We start from the raw sequence: 19,643 nt of genomic DNA on the forward strand, positions 1-19,643 counted from the left end.
GGCATGGCCCGGCGCTACCGGTTATCCGGCCGGCAGCTGCGCCTTCAGCCCGCGCTCGTGCAGCGCCTGCAGCACGCGCTCGATGATCACCAGGTTGTGCCCATGGGCGGCACCTTCGTGCAGCAGCACGATCGCGCCCGGGCGCAGATCCGGCAGCAGCCGTGCCAGCACGCCGTCCGGCGTGCAGCCGACGCCGTCGTAGCCGCGCGCACTCCAGCCCACCCGGACCAGCCCCAACCGCTGCAGCACCGGCGCCACGAACGGATTGGTCATGCCCACCACCGAGCGGTACCAGCGCACCGGCTGGCCGCTTACCGCCTGCAGGGCATGCTGGCAGCCCTCGATCTCGGCGCGCATCGCCGCCGGGCCCAGCCGCCAGAAGCGTGCCTGCGGATGGCTGTGGCTGTGATTGCCCAGGTCATGGCCACGGCGCAGGATCTCCTGCACCAGTTCCGGCTGTGCCAGCGCACGTTCCCCCACCAGGAAGAAGGTGGCGCGTGCCTGGTGGCGGTCCAGCAGGTCGAGCACGGCGCGGGTTTCCGGACCGGGGCCGTCATCGATGGTCAGCCATACCGTGTTACCGGCCTCCGGCAGTCGGCTCAGCACCGGCGCATAGAAGCGGCTGTTGGGCAGGAACACCGGCACCATGAACAATGCGTGGCTGGCCACCATCAGCGGCAGCCCCCACTGCCAGCCGTCCAGGGCCCAGACCAGGATCACGACCAGCTGCGACGCCACCAGCCAGGGCAGCCAGCGCCAGGGGCGGGCCGGGATGCGATGCAATGTTCCTGCGTTGCTCATCCCCCATGATGCCATGGGGGTTAGAATTGATGATTCGAATTCCCGGAACCCCGACGTCCATGTCCCTCGATCCCGCCCTGCGTTCGCGCATCGAATCCATCCTCAACGCCAACCGCGTCGTGCTGTTCATGAAGGGCCAGCCGTCGATGCCGCAGTGCGGTTTCTCGGCCAAGGCCGTGGGCGCCCTGCAGGACCTCGGCGTCGAGTTCGCCCACGTCAACGTGCTGGCCGACCAGGAAATCCGTGAAGGCATCAAGGCCTACGGCGACTGGCCGACCATCCCGCAGCTGTACATCGACGGCGAACTGGTCGGCGGCAGCGACATCGTGCTGCAGATGGCCGCCAGCGGCGAGCTGAGCAGCGTGCTGGGCCTGGCTGCGCCGGACCGTACCCCGCCGAGCATCACCGTCACCCCGGCAGCCGTGGAAATGCTCAAGGGCGCGCTGGCCGATGCCCCGGGCGCGGCCCTGCAGCTGTCCATCGACGCCGGTTTCCAGCCGAACTTCCAGCTGGCCCCGCACGACGAAGGCGCGATTGCCGCCGAGTCCAACGGCCTGCGCGTGCAGTTCGACCTGGCCAGCGCCCGTCGCGCCAACGGCATCACCATCGACTGGGTGGACGACATCCGCGGCAAGGGCCTGGCCATCGACAACCCGAACGCGCCGAAGCCGGTACAGGAAATCAGCGTGCGCGATGCCGACGACCTGGTGCGCGCCGGCAACATCACCCTGGTGGACGTGCGCCCGGCCGACGAGCGCGCCATCGCAGCCGTCGGCGTACCGTTCAAGAGCTTCGACGGCAACGGCCGCGCCGCGCTGGAAGCCCTGCCGAAGGACACCGCACTGGCCTTCATGTGCCACCACGGTGGCCGCAGCGCGCAGGCCGCCGAGCAGTTCCGCGCCCTCGGCTTCACCAAGGTGTTCAACGTCACCGGCGGCATCAACGCCTGGTCGGAAGACGTGGACAACGGCGTGCCGAAGTACTGATCGGCACTGAAAAAGGGGACGGAGGGATTAAGTCGTTTTTGCCATAAACGACTTAATCCCCTCCGTCCCCTTTTTCTTAGCCGGCGAACCCGCCTTCGGCCAGGTAATCCAGTTCTTCCGGCGTGGGGATGCGGCCCAGCACGGCGTTGCGATGCGGGAAGCGCCCGAAACGGCGGATGATGTCGCGGTGCAGTTCGGCGTACTGCAGGTATTCCTTGTCACCCAGCACGTCGAACATCGCCACCGAGCGGTCCTGGTCCAGCGGATCCTCGGAGTGCTCGAACGGCAGGTAGATGAAGGCGCGCAGCTTCGGCACCAGCTGCAGGTCCAGGCCTTCCTCGATGGCACGCATGGCGTAATGCCGGGCCAGGCCATCGGTGGCGTAGGAATGGGCAGTGCCCCTGAAGCAGTTGCGCGGGAACTGGTCCAGCAGCAGCATCAGGGCCAGCGCCCCTTCGGCACTGCCCAGCCAATGCTCGCGCCCGCGCGAAGCGGCGGCGAAATGCTCATCCAGAAACAACTGGCGGAACTGCGCGTCGAACGCGTCGTCGCGGGCGAACCACTTCGCAGGGCCCGCCTCCTTCCAGAATTCCACCACTTGCGCGGCAACGTCCATTACCTACTCCCAGGCCCGGACGCCCCGCGCCCGGCCTTCATCATCATTCGTCGAAGCGCAGGTGGCGGACCGACTTGCCGTTGCGCCGGATAAGCTTAAGCGCCTCGATGCCGATCTGGATATGGTTTTCCACGAACTGGGAGCTGACCTTGGCATCGGAGGCCTCGGTCTTGACCCCGTCCGGGATCATCGGCTGGTCCGAAACCAGCAGCAGCGCGCCGCTGGGGATGTGGTTGGCGAAGCCGGCGGCGAACACCGTGGCCGTTTCCATGTCGATGGCCATGCAGCGCATCGCCCGCAGCCGCTCCTTGAAGGCCTCGTCGTGCTCCCAGACCCGGCGGTTGGTGGTGTAGACGGTGCCGGTCCAGTAATCGTGGCCGAGGTCGCGGATCATGGTCGAAACCGCACGCTGCAGCGCGAAGGCCGGCAGCGCCGGTACTTCCGGCGGCAGGTAGTCGCCCGAGGTACCCTCGCCACGGATCGCAGCGATCGGCAGCACCAGGTCGCCCAGCTGGTTCTTGCGCTTGAGACCACCGCACTTGCCCAGGAACAGCACCGCCTTGGGCATCACCGCCGACAGAAGGTCCATGATGATCGCGGCATTGGGACTGCCCATGCCGAAGTTGATCATGGTGATGCCATCGATGGTGGCACTGGCCATCGGCCGGTCCAGGCCGATGACCGGCGCGCCGGTCAGCTCGGAGAACGTATGCAGGTAGCCGCCGAAGTTGGTCAGCAGAATGTGCTGGCCGAACTGGTCCAGCGGTACGCCGGTATAGCGCGGCAGCCAGTTGTCGACGATTTCCTGCTTGCTCTTCATGGGCAGTCCGGTACGGCGGGGGACCGGGTATTTTCAGCCACCCGGCCGGTGCCGTCGAGCCACCGTCGACAGGCCTGTGAAGAAGGTCACTTGGCAAGCCCGCCGCCTCCGGGCTAGCGTCGGCGGTTGGACCAGCTGCAAGGGGAACTGCATGGCATCGACGTTGTTGCGCGCCGGGGTAGCCCTGGCACTGCTTTCATTGAGCACGGCTCCGGCGGTGGGCGCCTCGCGCTTCGTCGCCGATCCCTACCCCAGCACCTACCAGGCGCATCCCGATGCGCCGGTGCTGATCCAGAACGCCACCGTGCTGACCGGCACCGGCCAGCGCCTGGACAATGCCGACGTGCTGCTGCGCGAGGGCCGCATCGTCGCCGTCGGCCGCCAACTGCAGGCCGATGCCGGTGTCACCCGCATCGATGCGCAGGGCAAGTGGGTCACCCCTGGCCTGATCGACGTGCACTCGCACCTGGGCGTGTACCCCAGCCCCGGCGTCGGCGCGCACAGCGACGGCAACGAGATGACCGCACCGGTCACCGCCAACGTCTGGGCCGAACACTCGGTGTGGCCGCAGGACCCGGGCTTCGCCACCGCGCTGGCCGGCGGCGTGACCAGCATGCAGGTGCTGCCGGGCTCGGCCAATCTGGTGGGTGGCCGCGGCGTGACCCTCAAGAACGTACCCGCGGTGACCTACCAGGCGATGAAGTTCCCCGGTGCACCCTGGGGCCTGAAAATGGCCTGCGGCGAGAACCCCAAGCGGGTCTATGGCGAAGGCAAGGGCGTGACCCCAGCCACGCGCATGGGCAACGTGGCCGGCTACCGCGCCGCCTTCATCGATGCCGCCGACTACATCGCCAAGAACAAGCCGAAGCCGGCCAAGCGCAAGGGCTGGTTCGGCAGCGACAAGGGCGACAGCGCCGGTGATGCCGGCGGCAAGCGCGATCTCAAGCTGGACACGCTGGCCGGTGCGATCGAAGGCGACATCCGCGTGCACATCCACTGCTACCGCGCCGACGAGATGGCCACCATGCTCGATCTGGCCAAGGAATTCGGCTTCAAGGTAGCCGCCTTCCACCACGGCGTGGAGGCCTACAAGCTGGCCGACCGGCTGGCCGCCGACGGCGTCTGCGGTGCGCTGTGGGCCGACTGGTGGGGCTTCAAGATGGAAGCCTTCGACGGCATCCCGGAGAACATCGCGCTGGTCGACCGGCCGAAGAACAGCTGCGCCATCGTCCACTCCGACTCACCCGAAGGCATCCAGCGCCTGAACCAGGAAGCGGCCAAGGTGATGGCCTCCGCGCGCCGCGCACGTATGCCGGAGATCACGCCCGAACATGCCATCACCTGGATGACCGCCAACGCCGCCAAGGCACTGGGCATTGAAGGCCAGACCGGCACCCTGGAGGCCGGCAAGATGGCCGATGTGGTGGTCTGGAACGGCAATCCCTTCAGCTCGTACGCGCTGGCCGAGCAGGTCTTCATTGATGGCCGCAGGTTGTACGACCGCAGTGCACCGGCAGCGACGCCGCGTTCCGATTTCCAGCTTGGCCAGGAGGTGCGCTGATGGGCGTGTTGAACAAGCGTCGCCGGGCATGGCCCGGCGCTACCTTGGTTGCGCTGTTGTTGATGACAACCGCAGCCTCGGCGCAGGACCTGCTGGTGCGCAACGCGACCGTGCATACGGCCAGCACGCGTGGCAGCCTGCAGAACGCCGATGTGCTGGTGCAGGGCGGCATCATCCGCGCGGTGGGCAACGGCCTGTCGGCGCCGGCCGGCGCCAGCGTGGTCGAGGCCAATGGCCGTCCCCTGACACCGGCGCTGTTTGGTGGCATCACCGAAACCGGTATCGAAGAGGTCTCGGGTGAATCAAGCACGGTGGACAGTTCGTTGAAGCTCGGTGAGCAGCCGCTGCGCCCGGAATTCGACGTCACGCTCGCCTACAACCCGGCCTCGGTGCTGATTCCGGTCACGCGCCTGGAAGGCTTCGGCTTCACTGCGCTGGGCGCTGCCACCGGCGGTGGTTTCGTGGCCGGCCAGGGCGGCGTGATGCGGCTCGATGGCAGCACCGATCCGATCGGCCCGCGTGCCCTGTTCCTGCGCATCGGCGCGGCCGCCTCCGAACTGACCGGGCATTCGCGCGCCGCGCAATGGATGCTGTTGCAGCAGATGATCGACGAAGCACGCGGCCAGGTGGCTGCGGACTCGCCGCACGCGCTGCTGACGCCGGCCGGACGCCGCACGCTCAGTCGCTACCTGGCCGGCCAGGGCCGCATCGTGGTGGAGGTGGATCGCGCCGCCGATATCCGCCAGCTGCTGCGCTGGGCCACCCGCGAAAAGGTGAAGATCGCCATCGCCGGTGCCAGCGAAGCCTGGCAGGTGGCCCCGGAGCTGGCCGCCGCGCACGTGCCGGTGTTCGTCGACGTGCTGGCCAACCTGCCGGCGAGCTTCGACCAGCTCGGCGCCACCCTGGAAAACGCCGCGCGCCTGCAGCGTGCCGGCGTGGCGGTTTCCTTCGTGCAGCGCGGTGACGCCACCCACAACGCGCGCAAGATGCGCCAGCTGGCCGGCAACGCGGTGGCCAACGGTCTGCCGTGGGCCGATGGCCTGGCTGGGCTGACCCGGGTGCCTGCACAGGCATTCGGGGTGGCCGACCAGATCGGCAGCATCGAGCCGGGCAAGCGCGCCGACCTGGTGCTGTGGGAGGGCGATCCGCTGGACGTGGCGCACTATGCCGAGCAGGTCTGGCTGGGCGGCCGTGCGATGCCGATGCGCTCGCGCCAGACCGAACTGCGTGACCGCTACCTGCAGCGCAACGCGCAGCCCTGACCGCACACGAGGACACACCGATGGCGACACTGCGCTGGTACTTCGACCTCATCTCGCCCTACTCCTACCTGCACTGGCAGAAGCTGAAGCAGCTGCCGCAGTTCGCGCAGATCCAGACCGTGCCGATCGCCTTCGGTGCGGTGCTGCATCACCTGGGCAACCTAGGGCCGGCCGAGATTCCGGCCAAGCGCCGCTTCATCTACCGCCAGCTGTTGTGGACCGCGCAGGCCGAGGGCACACCGCTGCGATTCCCGCCCGGCCATCCGTTCAACCCGCTGCCCGCCCTGCGCCTGTGCCTGGCCGCCGGTGCCAGCGTGCAGGCGGTGGACGTCCTGTTCGACTGGATCTGGCGCGACGGCAACGCGGCCGACAGCCCTGACGCCCTGCGCGAACCGGCCGCACAGCTGGGTATTGACGATGTCGCCAGCGCCATCGCCGACCCGGCGGTGAAGGAGCAGCTGCGCCGTAACACCGAGGCCGCAATTGGCGCCGGGGTGTTCGGTGTGCCGACCCTGGCTATCGATGAGGAGCTGTTCTGGGGCAACGACGCGCACCCGCTGATGGCTGCCGTTCTGGCCGATCCTGACCTGCTGCGGCAGCCCGAATGGCTGCGCCTGGCCACCCTGCCGGTGGCGGTGCAGCGCAGTCGCTGAACAGGGCGTGGCGCGTTTCCCTCGCGCGCCTGGCTGGGATTTGAGATAGATTTCACGTTTCCGAACCTACAACCGCCCTGGAGGGGGAGCCGCGGATGCGCATCGGAATCGTCGTCGACTCGGCCTGCGACCTGCCGCCGGACTTCATCGCCACCCACAACATCGTGCTGCTGCCGATCACCGTACGCATCGGCGAAGCGGTGCTGGCCGATCATCGCGATGAACAGGCCACACTGAGCTTCCTGCACGCGCACGTGGCCGAACACGGTGCTGAAGCGGAAACCATCCCCTTCAGCGTCAACCAGATCCGCGACCTGTTCCTGCAGCAGTTGGTGATCGATTACGACCACGTGTTCTGCATGACCATCACCAAGACCCGCAGCCCGATCCATGACAACGCGCTGCAGGCCAGCTTCGCCATCCTCAACGACTACAAGCCGGTGCGGCAGGCAGCGGGTTACAACTCGCCGTTCGCGCTGCGCGTGCTCGACACCCAGAACCTGTTCGCCGCGCAGGCGGTGACCGCAGTGGAAGCGGTGCGCCTGCGCGACAGCAACGCCAGCGTGCAGCAGATCCGCGAGCGGCTGGAGGAGCTGGCCAGCAACGTGCACGGCTACATGGTCACCCGTGACCTGTACTACATGCGCGCGCGTGCGCGGCACAAGGGCGACCGCAGTGTCGGCCTGCTCAGCGCCGCACTGGGCAGTGCGCTGGACATCAAGCCGGTGCTGCACGGTTACCGCGGCGAGACCGGACCGGTGGCCAAGATCAAGGGCTTCGACAACGCCGTGCAGAAGTTGTTCGCGGTAGTTGGCCAGCGCGTACGCGCCGGGCTGATGACACCGACGGTGTGCGTCAGCTACGGCGGTGAGCTGGAAGAGCTGCGCACCTTGCCCGGCTATGCACAGCTGAAAGAGGTCTGCGCCACCCATGGCGTGACCGTGTACGAATCGGTGATGAGCCTGACCGGCATGGTCAACGTCGGCAAGGGCGCGGTCACCGTGGGCTTCGCCGATGGGCCGCATCGGTTCGAGTGAGGCCCCGACGCGGCGCGGATCTGCACATCGATTCCACCGCGGTTATGCCAGTCTTCCCGCACTTCAAGGAGAACTCCATGCCTGCGCAGTACCACATCAGCCTGCCCGACCCGTCCAAGGCCCGCGGCAACGATCCTGACCTGTCCTTCCATTCGCAGGGCGCCGCCGGTTTCGCCGAAGAGCTGCAGGATGCGCTGCGCAATGGCAGCCTGTTCGAGCGCTGGAAGGCCAAGCAGCCTGACCCGGATGCGGTGGAACCGCAGTGGGGCGTGACCGACCCGGATGCCACCGTGACCGGCGAGCAGAAGGACCTGCGCATCAACCTGGTGGCCACCACCCGCATCGACAGTGACGTGTTCAAGCAGCGCCTGCGCCTGCTGGCAGGCCACCATTGGGAACTGCGCGACGTGCGTTGAGGCAACCGCCCGCCGGGCATGGCCCGGCGCTACCGCCCGCACGTCGTGATCGGCCCGGCGCCGATGGGCGTGCTCTGGTAGATGCCAACCTTGGTTGGCGCTTTCCAGCGCACCGATCAAGTGGCTGGCACACTGCCGGGATGAGAAACATCAATCCCATCACCCGGCCGGGTACGCGTGGCCTGAAAAAGCTGCGCGATGCCCCACGCCGACTGCGCGACCTGCAGCATTGGGCTGAAAGTCTCAAAGGCACGTTTCCCTGCTCAGTGGAACTGGAGAACCGATCCCGCTACTGGAACTACAAGATTCCCACGCGTGCAGGCCTGATTGACCCCCCAGCCACTACGCAGAAGATCCAGCAGGCCTGTGCGCAGTCCCTGATAAATGCCTGCGCCAACCTGATCCAATCGCGGCCTGCGTCGCATGTCCAACTTCGCGTGACCTGCTGCGTTACCTTGCCGGGGATGTTTGCAAGCGAGCTGTGCATTTACCTGGACGAAGCCTATTTCCAGGGCCATGTGGCCACATCGACGGATGGACAGCTTACTGCGATCACCTCGCGCAGCCTTGCCGACGAATGGGGGCTCGAACTTCCAGAGGGTGTTGAGGAGCGAGGCCTGAGAATCAGCATCCCCGCCGACGATGACGATGAAGAATTCGAGGGTGAGCACTGGTACTTCGGTGAGGTTGCCGACCGGCGTTAATGGATACCCACGCGAGCGCCCCCTGGTAGAACCCGACCCTGGTTGGCGCTTTGGAGAAAGCTGCCAACCAAGGTTGGCAACTACCAAGCCGCCGGGCATGGCCCGGCGCTACCGACACGATGGATAGCGCCGGGCCATGCCCGGCGTTTCCATTTCCCTACCAGCCGCCGCCCAGCGCGCGGTACAGCTCCACCCGCGCGATAGCAGCCGTGGCCTGGCTGTTGGCCAGTGCAGCCTGGTTGTCCAGCGCGATGCGCTGGGTGGTCAGCACATCCAGCATGTCGACCACGCCAGCCTGGTACTGCCGGCGCGCCGCGCCCAGTGCGCTCTCGCTCTCGTCCACCGCCACATGCAGCTGCACCGTGCGCTGCTGCTCGGCGGCATAGCCATCGATGGCGTCGTCCACTTCATGCCAGGCCTGCAGCACGGTACGGCGGAACTGCAGCGCCGACTGTTGCTGCTGCAGCCTGCTCAGCGCGAGGTTGGCCTTCAGCCGCCCGCCCTGGAAGATCGGTACGCTGATGGACGGCCCGATGCTGAAGCGGTGCGCGTTCCACCCATCCAGATCATCCAGCTGCTTGGCCTGGAACCCAGCGTCGCCATTCAAGGTGATGCGCGGCAGGAAACTGGCCTTGGCCACGCCGATGCCGGCGGTTGCCGCATGCAGTGCCGCTTCGGCACGACGGATGTCCGGGCGACGCTCGGCCAGTTCGCTGGGCACCCCCACCGCTACGGCCGGCAGCGCCGGCCAGTCGCGGCGTGCATCCTGCAGCTGCGCGTCCAGCGCCTGCGGCGGCTGCGCCAGCAGGAACGCCAGCGCATTGCGCAGCTGCGATTCACGATGCCGCAGCGGCGCGACGCGGGCCTGCAGCGATGCCACCTGCGCGGACGCGCTGGACACCTGCAGCGTGCTGGCCACGCCCTGTTGCTGGCGTGCCTCGGTCAGGCGCTTCATGTCGAGGGCGATGCTGAGGTTGTCCTCGGTGATCGCCAGCAGCTGCCGCGTCGCGCGCAGCTGCAGGTAATCACGCGCGGTTTCCGCCAGCAGCGCGATGCGCACCGCGTGTGCATCCTCCTCGGCCATCTGCACGCGTGCGTCGGCCGCTTCCACCTGGCGGCGCACACGCCCCCACAGGTCCAGTTCCCAGCTCAAGCCGATGCCGGCCTGGAACAGCCCGTAGTCATCACGGCCGCCGTTGCCGGACGGATCATTCAGGCCCACCTCGCTGTTGCGTGCACGCACGCCACTGGCGCTCGCGCTGACGCTGGGCAGGCGATCGGCGGCGGTGATGCCACGCGCGGCGCGGCTCTGCTGCACGCGGTTGGCGGCCAGCTGCAGGTCCAGGTTGGCCGCGAGCACCTGGCCGGCAAGCTGCCCCAGCAATGGATCGTCGAAGCCGGCCCACCAGGCCGCGTCCTGGTCGATGGCGTTGCCGGCGACCGCCTCACCCTGCCAGTGGCTGGGCAGTTCCGCCTGCGGGCGTACGAAGTCCGGACCCATCGTGCAGGCAGCCAGGGCCGTGCACAGGCTGGCCGCAACGAAGGTGCGGAACAGGGTGACTGCGCTCATGCACCCTCCCCGCTCTTGTGGCCCGGACTGTGCTGCACGCTCTGCGCGCGGGCGCGGCTGCCCAGGTCAACACTGGCTTCCACCGACATGCCGGCACGCAGCTGGTCCAGCAGTGGCTGGCCGGGTTCCAGCACGATCTTGACCGGAATGCGCTGCACCACCTTGGTGAAGTTGCCGGTGGCGTTTTCCGGTGCGACGGCGGCGAAGGTGACGCCGGTAGCCGGTGCGATGCTGTCGATGTGCCCGCGCAGCGGCTTGCCCGGGAACACGTCCACCTTCAGCTCGACCTGTTGGCCGGCCTGCATGCGGGTCATCTGCGTTTCCTGGAAGTTGGCGACCACGAAGGCGCGCTTCAGCGGTACCACCGCAGCCACCGGCGTACCCGGGGTCAGGTAGGCGCCCACGCGTACCGCACGGCGGCCGACCATGCCGTCGATCGGCGCGCGCAGCACGGTGTGCGACAGGTCCAGTTCGGCACGCGCCTGCGCCGCTTCTGCACGCTGTACCGCCGCCTGCGCGGCCTGCACGCCAGCGCTGAGGATGTCGGTGCGCTGGCGTGCGGTCGACAGCGCGGCCTGGCCCTGCTGCAGATGCGCACTGGCCACGGCCTGCTTCGACTGCGCCTGCTGTGCGTTCTGCACGGTGCCGGCGCCATCACGGGCCAGTTCGCGGTAACGCTGCTGGTCGGCGCTGGCCAGGGTCAGTTCGGAACGGCTGACATCGACGCTGGCCCTGGCCTGTTCGATCAGCGAGTCCTGCTGGGCCAGTGCGGCCTGCGCGTTGGCCAGCTGTGCACGGGCGTTGGCGAGGTCGGCACGGGCCGCCTGCAGGGCCACCTGGTAGTCGCGGTCGTCGATGCGGGCAAGCACGTCGCCCGCCTTCACCGACTGGTTGTCCTCTACTTCCACGGCACTGACGAAGCCGGGAATCTTCGGCGCAACCAGCGTGTAGTCGGCAACGACATAGGCATTGTTGGTGGTCTGGTGACCGCCGTCACGCAGCAGCAGCCAGGCACCGATGGCCAGGGCCAGCACGCCCAGGCCCAGGCCGGTATTGAGAGTGGTTCGATTGATCGTCATGAGGGGGTTCCTGCGAAAGGTTCAGGCCACGGCACGTGGCGGATGGATGCGGGTGGGCATCCAGGCAATGAGGGGAATGAAGGCCAGCGCCACCAGCGCGACCACCCAGTACAGGTCGGCCGAGGTCAGCGCCTGCACCTGCGCATGCAGGCGCGCGCCCAGCTGCGGGCCCTCGGCCAGCCACGGCTGCTCGCCAAGGCGGTCGACCAGCACGGTGGAATGGAAATGACGGCGGCCCTGGGCGACGGCATCCAGCACGCCGCTGGCGAGCACGGCAGCAAAGCCCTTGACCGTGTTGAACCACGCCGAGGCGAACGGACCGTCCTGCGGTGCCAGCCCGCCAGTGGCCAGCATCAGCAGCGGCAACACCGCCATCGGCTGGGCGAATACCTGCAGCAGCTGTACCCACAGGAAGTTGTCGCGGATCCAGGCCACATCCAGGTGCGAGCCCAGCCAGCAGGCCAGCGCCAGCATCGCCAGGCCGGTGGCCTGCACCCAGCGGCAATCCACTGCGCGGATGTTCAACAACGCCGCCACCAACGGCAGTGCGATCACCTGTGGCAGCGCTACCCACAGCAGCATCGGTGCGGTCTGCAATGGCCGGTAGCCCTGCACGCTGGCCAGGAATCCGGAGGGAATCGAGATCACTGCCAGCAGCACGAACAGCACGCCGCCCAGCGTCACCAGCGAGTAGCTGGGGTTGCGGTTGGCCAGCAGCTGCAGCTTGAAGAACGGCAGCGGGTGGAACCATTCATTGATCATGAACAGCACCATCAGGCCGGCGCCGCCACCGATCATCAGGGTGATCATCGGCGAGTCGAACCAGTTCAGGCGCGGGCCCTGCACCAGGCCCAGCACCAGCAGCACCAGCGCCGGCAGGCCCAGCGCCAGGCCCACGCCATCGAACTGGGCAAAACGCTCCAGCCGCAGCGGGTCCTGCGGCAGGCCCCAGCTGACCATCGCCATGGCAGCCAGGCAGTACGGCACGATCTGCCAGAACGCCCAGTGCCAGCCCACCTGCTCGACCCAGAACGCGGCCAGCGGCGTGCCCATGCTCGGGCCGAAGGTAGCGGTCAACGCGTAGCCCGCCAGGCCATACAGCTTGATGCCGGGCGGCAGGAAGCGCAGTGCCACGCTCATCAGCAGCGGCGGCAGCGCACCACCACACAGCCCCTGCAGCGCGCGCAGCAGCAGGAACACCTGCAGGTTCGGCGCAAGCGGGCAGAGCACGCCCAGCACCATGAAGCCACCGATCATCGCCAGCGCGAAGCGGCGCAGCGAGAAGGTGGCGGCACACCACGGGGCGAAGGCCATCGCGCTGACCGACATCGCGCTGTAGAGGGCGACGATCCAGCTGCCGTCATCGACGCTGAAACCCATCGCACCGCGGATGTCGGCCAGGGCGACCTTGGTGATGTTCTCGTTGAAGCCCGACACCAGCACCGCCAGCAGCACGCCACACAGGCCGACCAGAACGCGGCGGTCGAGCCCGGGGGCGGCGGCAGGACGGGGCGCAGCAGCGGCCGGGACAGCGGCGGCCGGCGTACTCATCGCCGGGCACCGATCCGTGCAGTGCACGGCATGTTGGGGGTCATTGGAATGCGCTCAGTGAAACTCCGGGGAGCGCAGTCTAGGGAGCTGGTACCCTGCGAAAAATGGCGCAGCCCGCATCCCAGGCGTGCGTCACGCGCACGCATGAAAGTGTCAGCGCGGAGCCTCCCCTGCGCTTTCGCACATGGTCTTGATCGAGCGCCGCAGCCACTGGTGCGCAGCATCGTTGTCCAGCCGCGGGTGCCAGGCCTGGACGATGGCGGCGGTGCGCACCGGGATCGGCAGCGGGAACAGGCGCAGCGGCAGGCGCATGCTGACGATCCGCTCCAGCATCACGCTCGGCATCTGCGGCAGGATCAGGTCCGACTCGGCGGCAGCGAAGATCGCGCCGTGGAAGGTCGGGCTGATCAGCGCCACCCGCCGCTGCAGGCCCAGCGTGGCCAGGTCGTCATCGATCGGGCCACGCGGCAGCCCCCGCCGCGACACCGCGATGTGGTCGCAGGCAGCAAAACGCTCGGCGCTGATCTCCTCATCGAACAACGGATGATCTTCGCGCGCGGCGCCCATGAACGAGGTACTGAACAGGTTCTGCACCTTGGTATCGGGCGCATGCTTGCCGGCGGTGCTGATGTACAGGTCGATCCGGCCCTGCGCCATCGCGTCGTCGTCGGTATCGCCCTCGGGCACGAAGCGCAGTACCGCGCGCGGCGCCTGCTGGCGGAACAGTTCACGCAGGCGTCCGCCGAATCCACCGATGAAGACATCATTGGCGCGGACATTGAAGGTGCGCTCCAGGGTGCGCAGGTCGATCTCGCGACCGGCGTTGAACACACGGTGGGCCTGCTCGATCACATCGCGGACCTGCTCACGCAGCTGCAGCGCGCGGGGCGTGGGGGCCAGACCGCGGCCGGCACGCACCAGCACCGGGTCGCCCAGCGCGGTGCGGATCCGGCCCAGGGTACGGCTCATCGCCGGCGCGCTCAGGTTCATCCGCCGCGCGGCGGCGGCCACGCTGCATTCGTCAATCAGCACGTCCAGTGCCAGCAACAGGTTCAGGTCCGGCAGGGGCATGACAGTCTCCAGTAAATCAGATGACTCTACGACACTTGTAACCACAGTCGATTGCGTTTTACGCATTCATTGACTGCCGCGCACGGCATGGGTGCGCGCAGTGACATCGGCGACCATCCCCGGCCTGCCAAGGAGACATCCATGTTCAATACCCTGCTGGTCGCCCTGGACGGTGGCCCCCAGCACGCACGCGTGCTGGACCTGGCCGCAGCCATCGCCGGCCCCCACAGCCGCCTGCACCTGCTGTGCGTGCTCGACCCCGAATTCGCGCTGGCGGCCGATGCCAGCGAAGCCGACCGCATCGAGTACCCGGAAGCCGCCCGCCAGCGCTCGCGGGCCGAAGCGGTGCTGGCCGAAGCCCTGGCCGAGCTGCGCGAGCGCGGCGTCGACGCCATCGCGCAGATTCCCTCGGGTGACCCGGGCGAAGTGATCAGCGAGCAGGCCCGGCGCCTGAAGTGCGACCTGATCGTCATCGGCCATCGCCACCTGTCCCGCCTGGAACGCCTGTTCGAACCCTCGATCGGGCAATGGACCATCGACCACGCGCCCTGTCCCGTGCTGGTGGAAACCCGCGACCCACAACCCTAGCAACCATGGCCTCCCGTTCCCCGTTGTTTCCCACCCGCGTCAACTACCGCGCCTTCGGCCGCCAGTTCGGCCGCGGCGAACAGGCACTGCTGGCGGCGATACGCCAGCTGCACGATCCTGATCAACAGGCCGATGGACTCGCCCAGCTGAGCAGCCTCGGTATTGATCCCGAAGGCTGCGACGCGTTCGTCGGCCTGCTGCCGCTGCTGGCCACGCCCACCGCCCCGATCGACCTGCTGCCCGCTGGCTCACCGTTCATCGCGGCCAGCGAACTGGACCTGCTGGTCTGCCTGCTGCGCATCGCCCAGTGGCGGCATGCACGCCCGCGCGAAGATGACACGCTGGCACCGTTGCGCCAGCAGCTGGCGCGCTGTGCGATGGCCGTGCAGGCGGCAAACCTGCCGTTGCGCCAGCGCTCGTTGTCACCGGTCGGGCTGAGGCTGCTCGATCCCACCGGCTGGTTGCGGCAGCGCTGACCCGGCCGCACCGCCCGTGCGCAATCATGCACGGGGACCGGGCACCCGGCGCGCTCAGCAATCCATCCTGCCATGCGCACTGCCTTCGTCGTCGAGCACGTGCGCATGCAGGATCACCTGGTTGCGACCGGCACGCTTGGCGGCGTACAGGCCGGCATCGGCATCCGCCAGCAACTGATCGGCGCTGGCCAGAGCCGGCGGGTGCAGGTAGCCCACGCCGATGCTGATACTGACCGACCCTTCCGGCAGTGGCAGCGCCGCCACCGCCTCACGCAGGCGCTCGGCCAGCGCCAGCACGCCCGACAGCGGGCTTCCGGGCACGATCACCGCAAATTCCTCGCCGCCGTAACGGGCAACACTGTCACCGGCACGGCCGGCACTGATCTTCAGGACCGTGGCCACGGCCTGCAGGCAGCGGTCCCCGGCCGGATGTCCGTGGCGGTCGTTGAAGACCTTGAAATGGTCGATGTCCAGCAACAGCAGCCCCAGCTCGCTGCCGCTGCGCCGCGCACGGTTCCATTCCGCCAGCAGCAGTGCATCGAACTCGCGCCGGTTGGCCACACCTGTCAGGCCATCCTGCCGAGCGAGCTGGTCCAGCGATGCCTGCCGTTCCATCAGGTCCACCTGCAACAGGATGCTGCGCACGCCGAAGCCCAGCGTTGCCACCACGAAGCCAGTGACTGCCAGCGGCCGCGCATGGTCGACCACCAGGGTACCGACCACCAGCAGCAGCAATGGCAGGATCATCGGCCCCGCCGCCTGCACCGTTCTGCCCAGCCTCGGGTGCATCACGAACGTCGGCGCGGGCGCCTGGCTCATCGCCAGCAACGCCAGCAGCAGGAACGGCAGGTCGATCAGCAGATCGTTGTAGGCACCGAAGGACTGTTCCGAGGTGTAGTGGTTGATGTAGTACGCCACCATCAGGTAGCCCACCGCGTAGATCGCCAGCGCGCGGAAGAAGTTGCGCCGCTCCGGAACGTCGCCCACCAGCCAGCGCACCACCGCGAACCCGGCAATGCACAGATTCTGGATATCGAACATGCGCTGCATGTTGGACAACGCGTGGTCGTCGATGTCGACGCGCGCGGCGAACGACTGCGCATGCACGAAGAACAGCACGCCCAGCAACGCGGCCATCGCCGCGTCGATCAGGCTGATGCTCAGCCGCTCGCGGCGTGCACGGGCCAGGATGAACACCAGCGGCACGCCGTACAGCACATACAGGAACAGGCTGGCCTGCGGCGTGACATCGGCACGGCCGGCACCGAGCGCATCGATCATGTTGACGGCCATGCCACCCGCCCAGAGCAGCAGCGCCAGGGCGGTGGCGCGCCAGCCGAGCGCGGCACGGTCGCGCCGCGCCCGCCACAGGCAGGCCGCCGCCGCCAGCAACGGGGCACCCGTGAGGAACCCGAAGGAACCCGCACCGGCGGGACCCGGCCACAGGGCCACGACCAGGCCGTGGCACAGCACATACAGCAGCGCCAGCACTACCGGCATGCATCCCCCGATCCGCAAGGCCGTATGGACGCACGATAGCCCCGCCCGCGCCACGGCCACGTGATCCAATACGGCAATACGACACGTCGCGTGCCCCCCCATGGGAGTGCCGGCCGCTGGCCGGCAATCCCGGGGAATCACAGGGCTGCAGGTTGCCGGCCAGCGGCCGGCACTACCGGAAAGCCGTCAGCCGTGCAGGGCGCGGGCGTGGTGGGCGATGTGCTCGCCGATGAAACTGGCGATGAAGTAGTAGCTGTGGTCGTAGCCCGGCTGCAGGCGCAGGGTCAGCGGATGACCGGCGGCATCACAGGCCTGCTGCAGGCGCTGCGGTTGCAGCTGGGTCCGCAGGAATTCGTCCGCCTCGCCCTGGTCGACCAGCAACGGCAGGCGCTCAGTGGCCACGGCGACCAGTTCGCTGGCATCCCACTGCGCCCAGTCCGCCGGGTTGTCGCCCAGGTAGGCGTGGAAGGCCTTCTGCCCCCACGGCACGTGGCTGGGCGCAACGATCGGCGAGAACGCCGACACGCTGCGGTAGCGCCCCGGGTTGCGCAGCGCGATCACCAGCGCACCGTGACCGCCCATCGAGTGGCCGCTGATGCCGCGCGCATCGGTGACCGGGAAATTCGCCTCGATCAGTGCCGGCAGTTCCTGCGCCACGTAGTCGTGCATGCGGTAGTGCTTCGCCCACGGTGCACGGGTGGCATTGAGGTAGAACCCCGCCCCCTTGCCCAGGTCATAGCCCTCGGCATCGGCCACGTCATCGCCGCGTGGGCTGGTATCGGGCGCGACGATGATCACGCCATGCTCGGCCGCGTAGCGCTGCGCGCCCGCCTTGGTGATGACGTTCTGCTCGGTGCAGGTCAGCCCGCTCAGCCAGTACAGCACCGGCAGTTTCTGCGTTTCCGCCTGCGGCGGCAGGTACACGGCGAACTGCATGTCGCAGCCCAGCGTGGTGGAATGATGCCGGTAGACGTCCTGCCAGCCGCCGAAACAGGCGCGGTGTTCAATACGTTCCATGGTGCTCTCCTGCGCGGCGCGTCAGCGCACGCGTGCTTCTGGTAGATGCCGACCTTGGTCGGCTTATCCACGCGCGGCGTGGATGCCTTTGTTGATCCGTTCATCCAGCTGCGCCAGCAGGCGCAGCAACGATTCGACGCCAGGCTGGCCATCAAGATTGCGCCAGGCCGCCACGGCCACATCGCTGCGCGGCGGCCACTGTCCGGCTGCGCGCGCTTCATGAAGGCGCGGCAGGAATACCTGCGCAAGCCACTGCTCGAACGGCATGCCATCGTCGCTGCCGAAGGCCGAGGTCACCGCACGCGGTGGCCCCACCTCCCCCACTACCCAACCCAGCGCACGCAACGCCTGCTCGATCGGAACCACCAGGGCCGCGCGCGGGTCTTCCGCACGCGGCCGGCGCAGGGCATCCAGCCAGCCCATGACGCGGCTCAGTAGTGGACCACCGAACGGATCGACTTGCCTTCGTGCATCAGGTCGAAGGCTTCGTTGATCTTGTCCAGGTCCATGGTGTGGGTGACGAACGGTGCCAGTTCGATATCGCCCTTCATCGCGTCCTCCACCATGCCCGGCAACTGGCTGCGGCCCTTCACGCCGCCGAAGGCGGTGCCCATCCACTTGCGCCCGGTCACCAGCTGGAACGGACGGGTGGAGATCTCCTGGCCCGAACCGGCCACGCCGATCACCACGCTCTGGCCCCAGCCACGGTGCGCGCATTCCAGCGCCGCGCGCATCACGTTGACGTTGCCGATGCACTCGAAGCTGTGGTCCACGCCCCAGGTGGTCATCTCGACGATGACCTGCTGGATCGGCTTGTCGTAGTCCTTCGGGTTGATGCAGTCGGTGGCGCCGAATTCGCGCGCCAGTTCGAACTTGGACGGGTTGGTGTCCACCGCGATGATGCGGCCGGCCTTGGCCTGGCGCGCGCCCTGGATCACCGCCAGGCCGATGCCGCCGAGGCCGAACACCGCCACGCTGTCGCCTTCCTGCACCTTGGCGGTGTTGTGCACCGCGCCGATGCCGGTGGTGACGCCACAACCGAGCAGGCAGACGTGCTCCGGGTTCGCGTCCGGATTGATCTTCGCCAGCGAGACTTCGGCCACCACGGTGTACTCGCTGAAGGTCGAGCAACCCATGTAGTGGTACAGCGGCTCGCCGTTGTAGCTGAAGCGGCTGGTGCCGTCGGGCATCACGCCCTTGCCCTGGGTGGCACGCACCGACACGCACAGGTTGGTCTTGCCGCTCTTGCAGAACAGGCACTCGCCACACTCGGCGGTGTACAGCGGAATCACGTGGTCGCCGGGCTTGACGCTGGTCACGCCCTCACCGACCTCCACCACGATGCCGGCGCCTTCATGGCCCAGCACCACCGGGAACAGGCCTTCCGGATCATCGCCGGACAGGGTGAAGGCATCGGTATGGCAGACACCGGTGTGGGTGATCTTGACCAGCACCTCGCCCTTCTTCGGCGGGGCAACGTCGATCTCGACGATCTGCAGCGGCTGGCCGGGACCAAAGGCGACGGCGGCACGGGACTTCATGGTGGACTCTCCAGACATAGGGAAAACGGGATGTATGGCGCGGTGATGCGCCATCGCTTACTTCAGGTACGAGCGGATCAATGCGCTCATGTCGCGCACGCGTTCGGCGCGCTGTTCATCGGAGGCCGCAGGCTGGCCGAACTCCTCGCGCAAATGGGCCTCCATCACCTCGGACATCAGGCCATTGACCGCGCCACGGATGGCGGCGATCTGCTGCAGCACCGGCCCGCAGTCGGCACCGGCTTCCAGCGCGCGATCCAGCGCATCGCACTGGCCGCGGATGCGGCGCACGCGGGCCAGGACCTTCTTCTTCTCTTCGGGGGAGTGCGGCATGGCGGGGCCACCTCGGAACTATACTGGGGGATAGTATACACAGAGGGGCGAATGAAGCCAT

21 protein-coding genes are annotated in these 19,643 nt (G+C 67.8%); 9 read left to right on the forward strand and 12 right to left on the reverse strand.

Annotated features, from left to right (window positions below; all coding sequences use genetic code 11):
• Positions 1 to 21 precede the first annotated feature (21 nt).
• Positions 22 to 801, reverse strand: coding sequence for a polysaccharide deacetylase family protein (locus QRO95_RS02130; RefSeq protein WP_285301557.1), 780 nt, complete (start codon positions 799 to 801; stop codon positions 22 to 24).
• A gap of 59 nt (positions 802 to 860) precedes the next feature.
• On the opposite strand from QRO95_RS02130, the gene grxD reads away from it, so the two are divergent.
• Positions 861 to 1,787, forward strand: coding sequence for a Grx4 family monothiol glutaredoxin (gene grxD / locus QRO95_RS02135; RefSeq protein WP_049421809.1), 927 nt, complete (start codon positions 861 to 863; stop codon positions 1,785 to 1,787).
• Between the two features lie 76 nt (positions 1,788 to 1,863).
• Here the strand turns inward: grxD and QRO95_RS02140 are convergent, their stop codons facing one another.
• Positions 1,864 to 2,403, reverse strand: coding sequence for a DUF924 family protein (locus QRO95_RS02140; protein WP_006384394.1), 540 nt, complete (start codon positions 2,401 to 2,403; stop codon positions 1,864 to 1,866).
• A gap of 43 nt (positions 2,404 to 2,446) precedes the next feature.
• Entirely contained in the window at positions 2,447 to 3,223 is a 777-nt protein-coding gene (locus tag QRO95_RS02145) for an AMP nucleosidase (RefSeq protein ID WP_005414446.1), read from the reverse strand.
• Positions 3,224 to 3,374: 151 nt separating this feature from the next.
• Between QRO95_RS02145 and QRO95_RS02150 the strand changes: the two genes are divergently transcribed.
• From QRO95_RS02150 to QRO95_RS02175, 6 genes are all read left to right on the forward strand, one after another.
• Entirely contained in the window at positions 3,375 to 4,784 is a 1,410-nt protein-coding gene (locus tag QRO95_RS02150; RefSeq protein WP_049462465.1) for an amidohydrolase, read from the forward strand.
• Positions 4,784 to 6,046, forward strand: a complete 1,263-nt coding sequence (locus QRO95_RS02155) for an amidohydrolase family protein (RefSeq protein WP_121504402.1) — start codon at positions 4,784 to 4,786, stop codon at positions 6,044 to 6,046. Before QRO95_RS02150 ends, QRO95_RS02155 begins: the two co-directional genes overlap by 1 nt.
• Positions 6,047 to 6,066: 20 nt before the next feature.
• A complete protein-coding gene (locus QRO95_RS02160; RefSeq protein WP_049400251.1) occupies positions 6,067 to 6,699 on the forward strand; it encodes a 2-hydroxychromene-2-carboxylate isomerase in 633 nt (210 codons plus the stop codon).
• A gap of 95 nt (positions 6,700 to 6,794) precedes the next feature.
• Entirely contained in the window at positions 6,795 to 7,736 is a 942-nt protein-coding gene (locus QRO95_RS02165) for a DegV family protein (protein WP_032129875.1), read from the forward strand.
• Positions 7,737 to 7,813: 77 nt separating this feature from the next.
• Positions 7,814 to 8,152, forward strand: a complete 339-nt coding sequence (locus QRO95_RS02170; protein ID WP_032129876.1) for a hypothetical protein — start codon at positions 7,814 to 7,816, stop codon at positions 8,150 to 8,152.
• Between the two features lie 140 nt (positions 8,153 to 8,292).
• Positions 8,293 to 8,856: a DUF3916 domain-containing protein gene (locus QRO95_RS02175; RefSeq protein WP_050509862.1), complete on the forward strand. Its 564-nt coding sequence runs from the start codon at positions 8,293 to 8,295 to the stop codon at positions 8,854 to 8,856.
• A gap of 157 nt (positions 8,857 to 9,013) precedes the next feature.
• Here QRO95_RS02175 and QRO95_RS02180 read toward each other — a convergent pair whose 3' ends face one another.
• The 4 genes from QRO95_RS02180 to QRO95_RS02195 form a co-directional block, all read right to left on the reverse strand.
• Complete coding sequence (locus QRO95_RS02180; protein ID WP_285301558.1) at positions 9,014 to 10,426, reverse strand: efflux transporter outer membrane subunit; 1,413 nt, start codon at positions 10,424 to 10,426, stop codon at positions 9,014 to 9,016.
• Positions 10,423 to 11,505: an HlyD family secretion protein gene (locus QRO95_RS02185; RefSeq protein ID WP_006384446.1), complete on the reverse strand. Its 1,083-nt coding sequence runs from the start codon at positions 11,503 to 11,505 to the stop codon at positions 10,423 to 10,425. The genes QRO95_RS02180 and QRO95_RS02185 overlap by 4 nt, the downstream gene beginning before the upstream one ends.
• Positions 11,506 to 11,526: 21 nt before the next feature.
• Positions 11,527 to 13,056 (reverse strand): MFS transporter, encoded by a 1,530-nt coding sequence (locus tag QRO95_RS02190; protein ID WP_285301559.1) that lies wholly within the window; start codon positions 13,054 to 13,056, stop codon positions 11,527 to 11,529.
• Between the two features lie 153 nt (positions 13,057 to 13,209).
• The gene (locus QRO95_RS02195; protein WP_032129879.1) at positions 13,210 to 14,127 is read right to left on the reverse strand and encodes a LysR family transcriptional regulator; all 918 of its coding nucleotides are present in this window, start codon (positions 14,125 to 14,127) and stop codon (positions 13,210 to 13,212) included.
• A 141-nt stretch (positions 14,128 to 14,268) separates the two neighbouring features.
• Between QRO95_RS02195 and QRO95_RS02200 the strand changes: the two genes are divergently transcribed.
• Together QRO95_RS02200 and QRO95_RS02205 are read left to right on the forward strand one after the other, a co-directional pair.
• Positions 14,269 to 14,715 (forward strand): universal stress protein, encoded by a 447-nt coding sequence (locus QRO95_RS02200; protein WP_032129880.1) that lies wholly within the window; start codon positions 14,269 to 14,271, stop codon positions 14,713 to 14,715.
• A gap of 5 nt (positions 14,716 to 14,720) precedes the next feature.
• Complete coding sequence (locus tag QRO95_RS02205; protein ID WP_049400257.1) at positions 14,721 to 15,191, forward strand: hypothetical protein; 471 nt, start codon at positions 14,721 to 14,723, stop codon at positions 15,189 to 15,191.
• Positions 15,192 to 15,245: 54 nt separating this feature from the next.
• On the opposite strand, the gene QRO95_RS02210 is transcribed toward QRO95_RS02205, so the two are convergent.
• The 5 genes from QRO95_RS02210 to frmR form a co-directional block, all read right to left on the reverse strand.
• Positions 15,246 to 16,691 carry a GGDEF domain-containing protein gene (locus QRO95_RS02210; protein ID WP_012512079.1) on the reverse strand — a complete coding sequence of 482 codons (1,446 nt, stop codon included), beginning with the start codon at positions 16,689 to 16,691 and terminating at the stop codon, positions 15,246 to 15,248.
• Positions 16,692 to 16,877: 186 nt separating this feature from the next.
• A complete protein-coding gene (gene fghA, locus QRO95_RS02215; protein WP_121504399.1) occupies positions 16,878 to 17,708 on the reverse strand; it encodes an S-formylglutathione hydrolase in 831 nt (276 codons plus the stop codon).
• A 63-nt stretch (positions 17,709 to 17,771) separates the two neighbouring features.
• Positions 17,772 to 18,131, reverse strand: coding sequence for a YqcC family protein (locus QRO95_RS02220; protein WP_012512081.1), 360 nt, complete (start codon positions 18,129 to 18,131; stop codon positions 17,772 to 17,774).
• Positions 18,132 to 18,139: 8 nt separating this feature from the next.
• Positions 18,140 to 19,249 carry an S-(hydroxymethyl)glutathione dehydrogenase/class III alcohol dehydrogenase gene (locus QRO95_RS02225; protein WP_012512082.1) on the reverse strand — a complete coding sequence of 370 codons (1,110 nt, stop codon included), beginning with the start codon at positions 19,247 to 19,249 and terminating at the stop codon, positions 18,140 to 18,142.
• Between the two features lie 57 nt (positions 19,250 to 19,306).
• Complete coding sequence (gene frmR / locus QRO95_RS02230; RefSeq protein ID WP_005411009.1) at positions 19,307 to 19,582, reverse strand: formaldehyde-responsive transcriptional repressor FrmR; 276 nt, start codon at positions 19,580 to 19,582, stop codon at positions 19,307 to 19,309.
• Positions 19,583 to 19,643: the final 61 nt, after the last annotated feature.

It is taken from the genome of Stenotrophomonas maltophilia group sp. Smal13 (assembly GCF_030236855.1).
In the GTDB taxonomy this organism is placed as follows: Bacteria; Pseudomonadota; Gammaproteobacteria; order Xanthomonadales; family Xanthomonadaceae; genus Stenotrophomonas; species Stenotrophomonas maltophilia_A.

Coding starts and splice junctions, on each gene's coding strand:
- QRO95_RS02140 (WP_006384394.1), bottom strand. CDS start 2,403: ATGGACGTTGCCGCGCAAGTGGTGGAATTCTGGAAGGAGGCGGGCCCT.
- QRO95_RS02205 (WP_049400257.1), top strand. CDS start 14,721: ATGGCCTCCCGTTCCCCGTTGTTTCCCACCCGCGTCAACTACCGCGCC.
- QRO95_RS02210 (WP_012512079.1), bottom strand. CDS start 16,691: ATGCCGGTAGTGCTGGCGCTGCTGTATGTGCTGTGCCACGGCCTGGTC.
- grxD (WP_049421809.1), top strand. CDS start 861: ATGTCCCTCGATCCCGCCCTGCGTTCGCGCATCGAATCCATCCTCAAC.
- QRO95_RS02145 (WP_005414446.1), bottom strand. CDS start 3,223: ATGAAGAGCAAGCAGGAAATCGTCGACAACTGGCTGCCGCGCTATACC.
- QRO95_RS02220 (WP_012512081.1), bottom strand. CDS start 18,131: ATGGGCTGGCTGGATGCCCTGCGCCGGCCGCGTGCGGAAGACCCGCGC.
- QRO95_RS02160 (WP_049400251.1), top strand. CDS start 6,067: ATGGCGACACTGCGCTGGTACTTCGACCTCATCTCGCCCTACTCCTAC.
- QRO95_RS02170 (WP_032129876.1), top strand. CDS start 7,814: ATGCCTGCGCAGTACCACATCAGCCTGCCCGACCCGTCCAAGGCCCGC.
- QRO95_RS02225 (WP_012512082.1), bottom strand. CDS start 19,249: ATGAAGTCCCGTGCCGCCGTCGCCTTTGGTCCCGGCCAGCCGCTGCAG.
- QRO95_RS02155 (WP_121504402.1), top strand. CDS start 4,784: ATGGGCGTGTTGAACAAGCGTCGCCGGGCATGGCCCGGCGCTACCTTG.
- QRO95_RS02150 (WP_049462465.1), top strand. CDS start 3,375: ATGGCATCGACGTTGTTGCGCGCCGGGGTAGCCCTGGCACTGCTTTCA.
- QRO95_RS02180 (WP_285301558.1), bottom strand. CDS start 10,426: ATGAGCGCAGTCACCCTGTTCCGCACCTTCGTTGCGGCCAGCCTGTGC.
- QRO95_RS02165 (WP_032129875.1), top strand. CDS start 6,795: ATGCGCATCGGAATCGTCGTCGACTCGGCCTGCGACCTGCCGCCGGAC.
- QRO95_RS02175 (WP_050509862.1), top strand. CDS start 8,293: ATGAGAAACATCAATCCCATCACCCGGCCGGGTACGCGTGGCCTGAAA.
- QRO95_RS02200 (WP_032129880.1), top strand. CDS start 14,269: ATGTTCAATACCCTGCTGGTCGCCCTGGACGGTGGCCCCCAGCACGCA.
- fghA (WP_121504399.1), bottom strand. CDS start 17,708: ATGGAACGTATTGAACACCGCGCCTGTTTCGGCGGCTGGCAGGACGTC.
- QRO95_RS02130 (WP_285301557.1), bottom strand. CDS start 801: ATGAGCAACGCAGGAACATTGCATCGCATCCCGGCCCGCCCCTGGCGC.
- frmR (WP_005411009.1), bottom strand. CDS start 19,582: ATGCCGCACTCCCCCGAAGAGAAGAAGAAGGTCCTGGCCCGCGTGCGC.
- QRO95_RS02195 (WP_032129879.1), bottom strand. CDS start 14,127: ATGCCCCTGCCGGACCTGAACCTGTTGCTGGCACTGGACGTGCTGATT.
- QRO95_RS02190 (WP_285301559.1), bottom strand. CDS start 13,056: ATGAGTACGCCGGCCGCCGCTGTCCCGGCCGCTGCTGCGCCCCGTCCT.
- QRO95_RS02185 (WP_006384446.1), bottom strand. CDS start 11,505: ATGACGATCAATCGAACCACTCTCAATACCGGCCTGGGCCTGGGCGTG.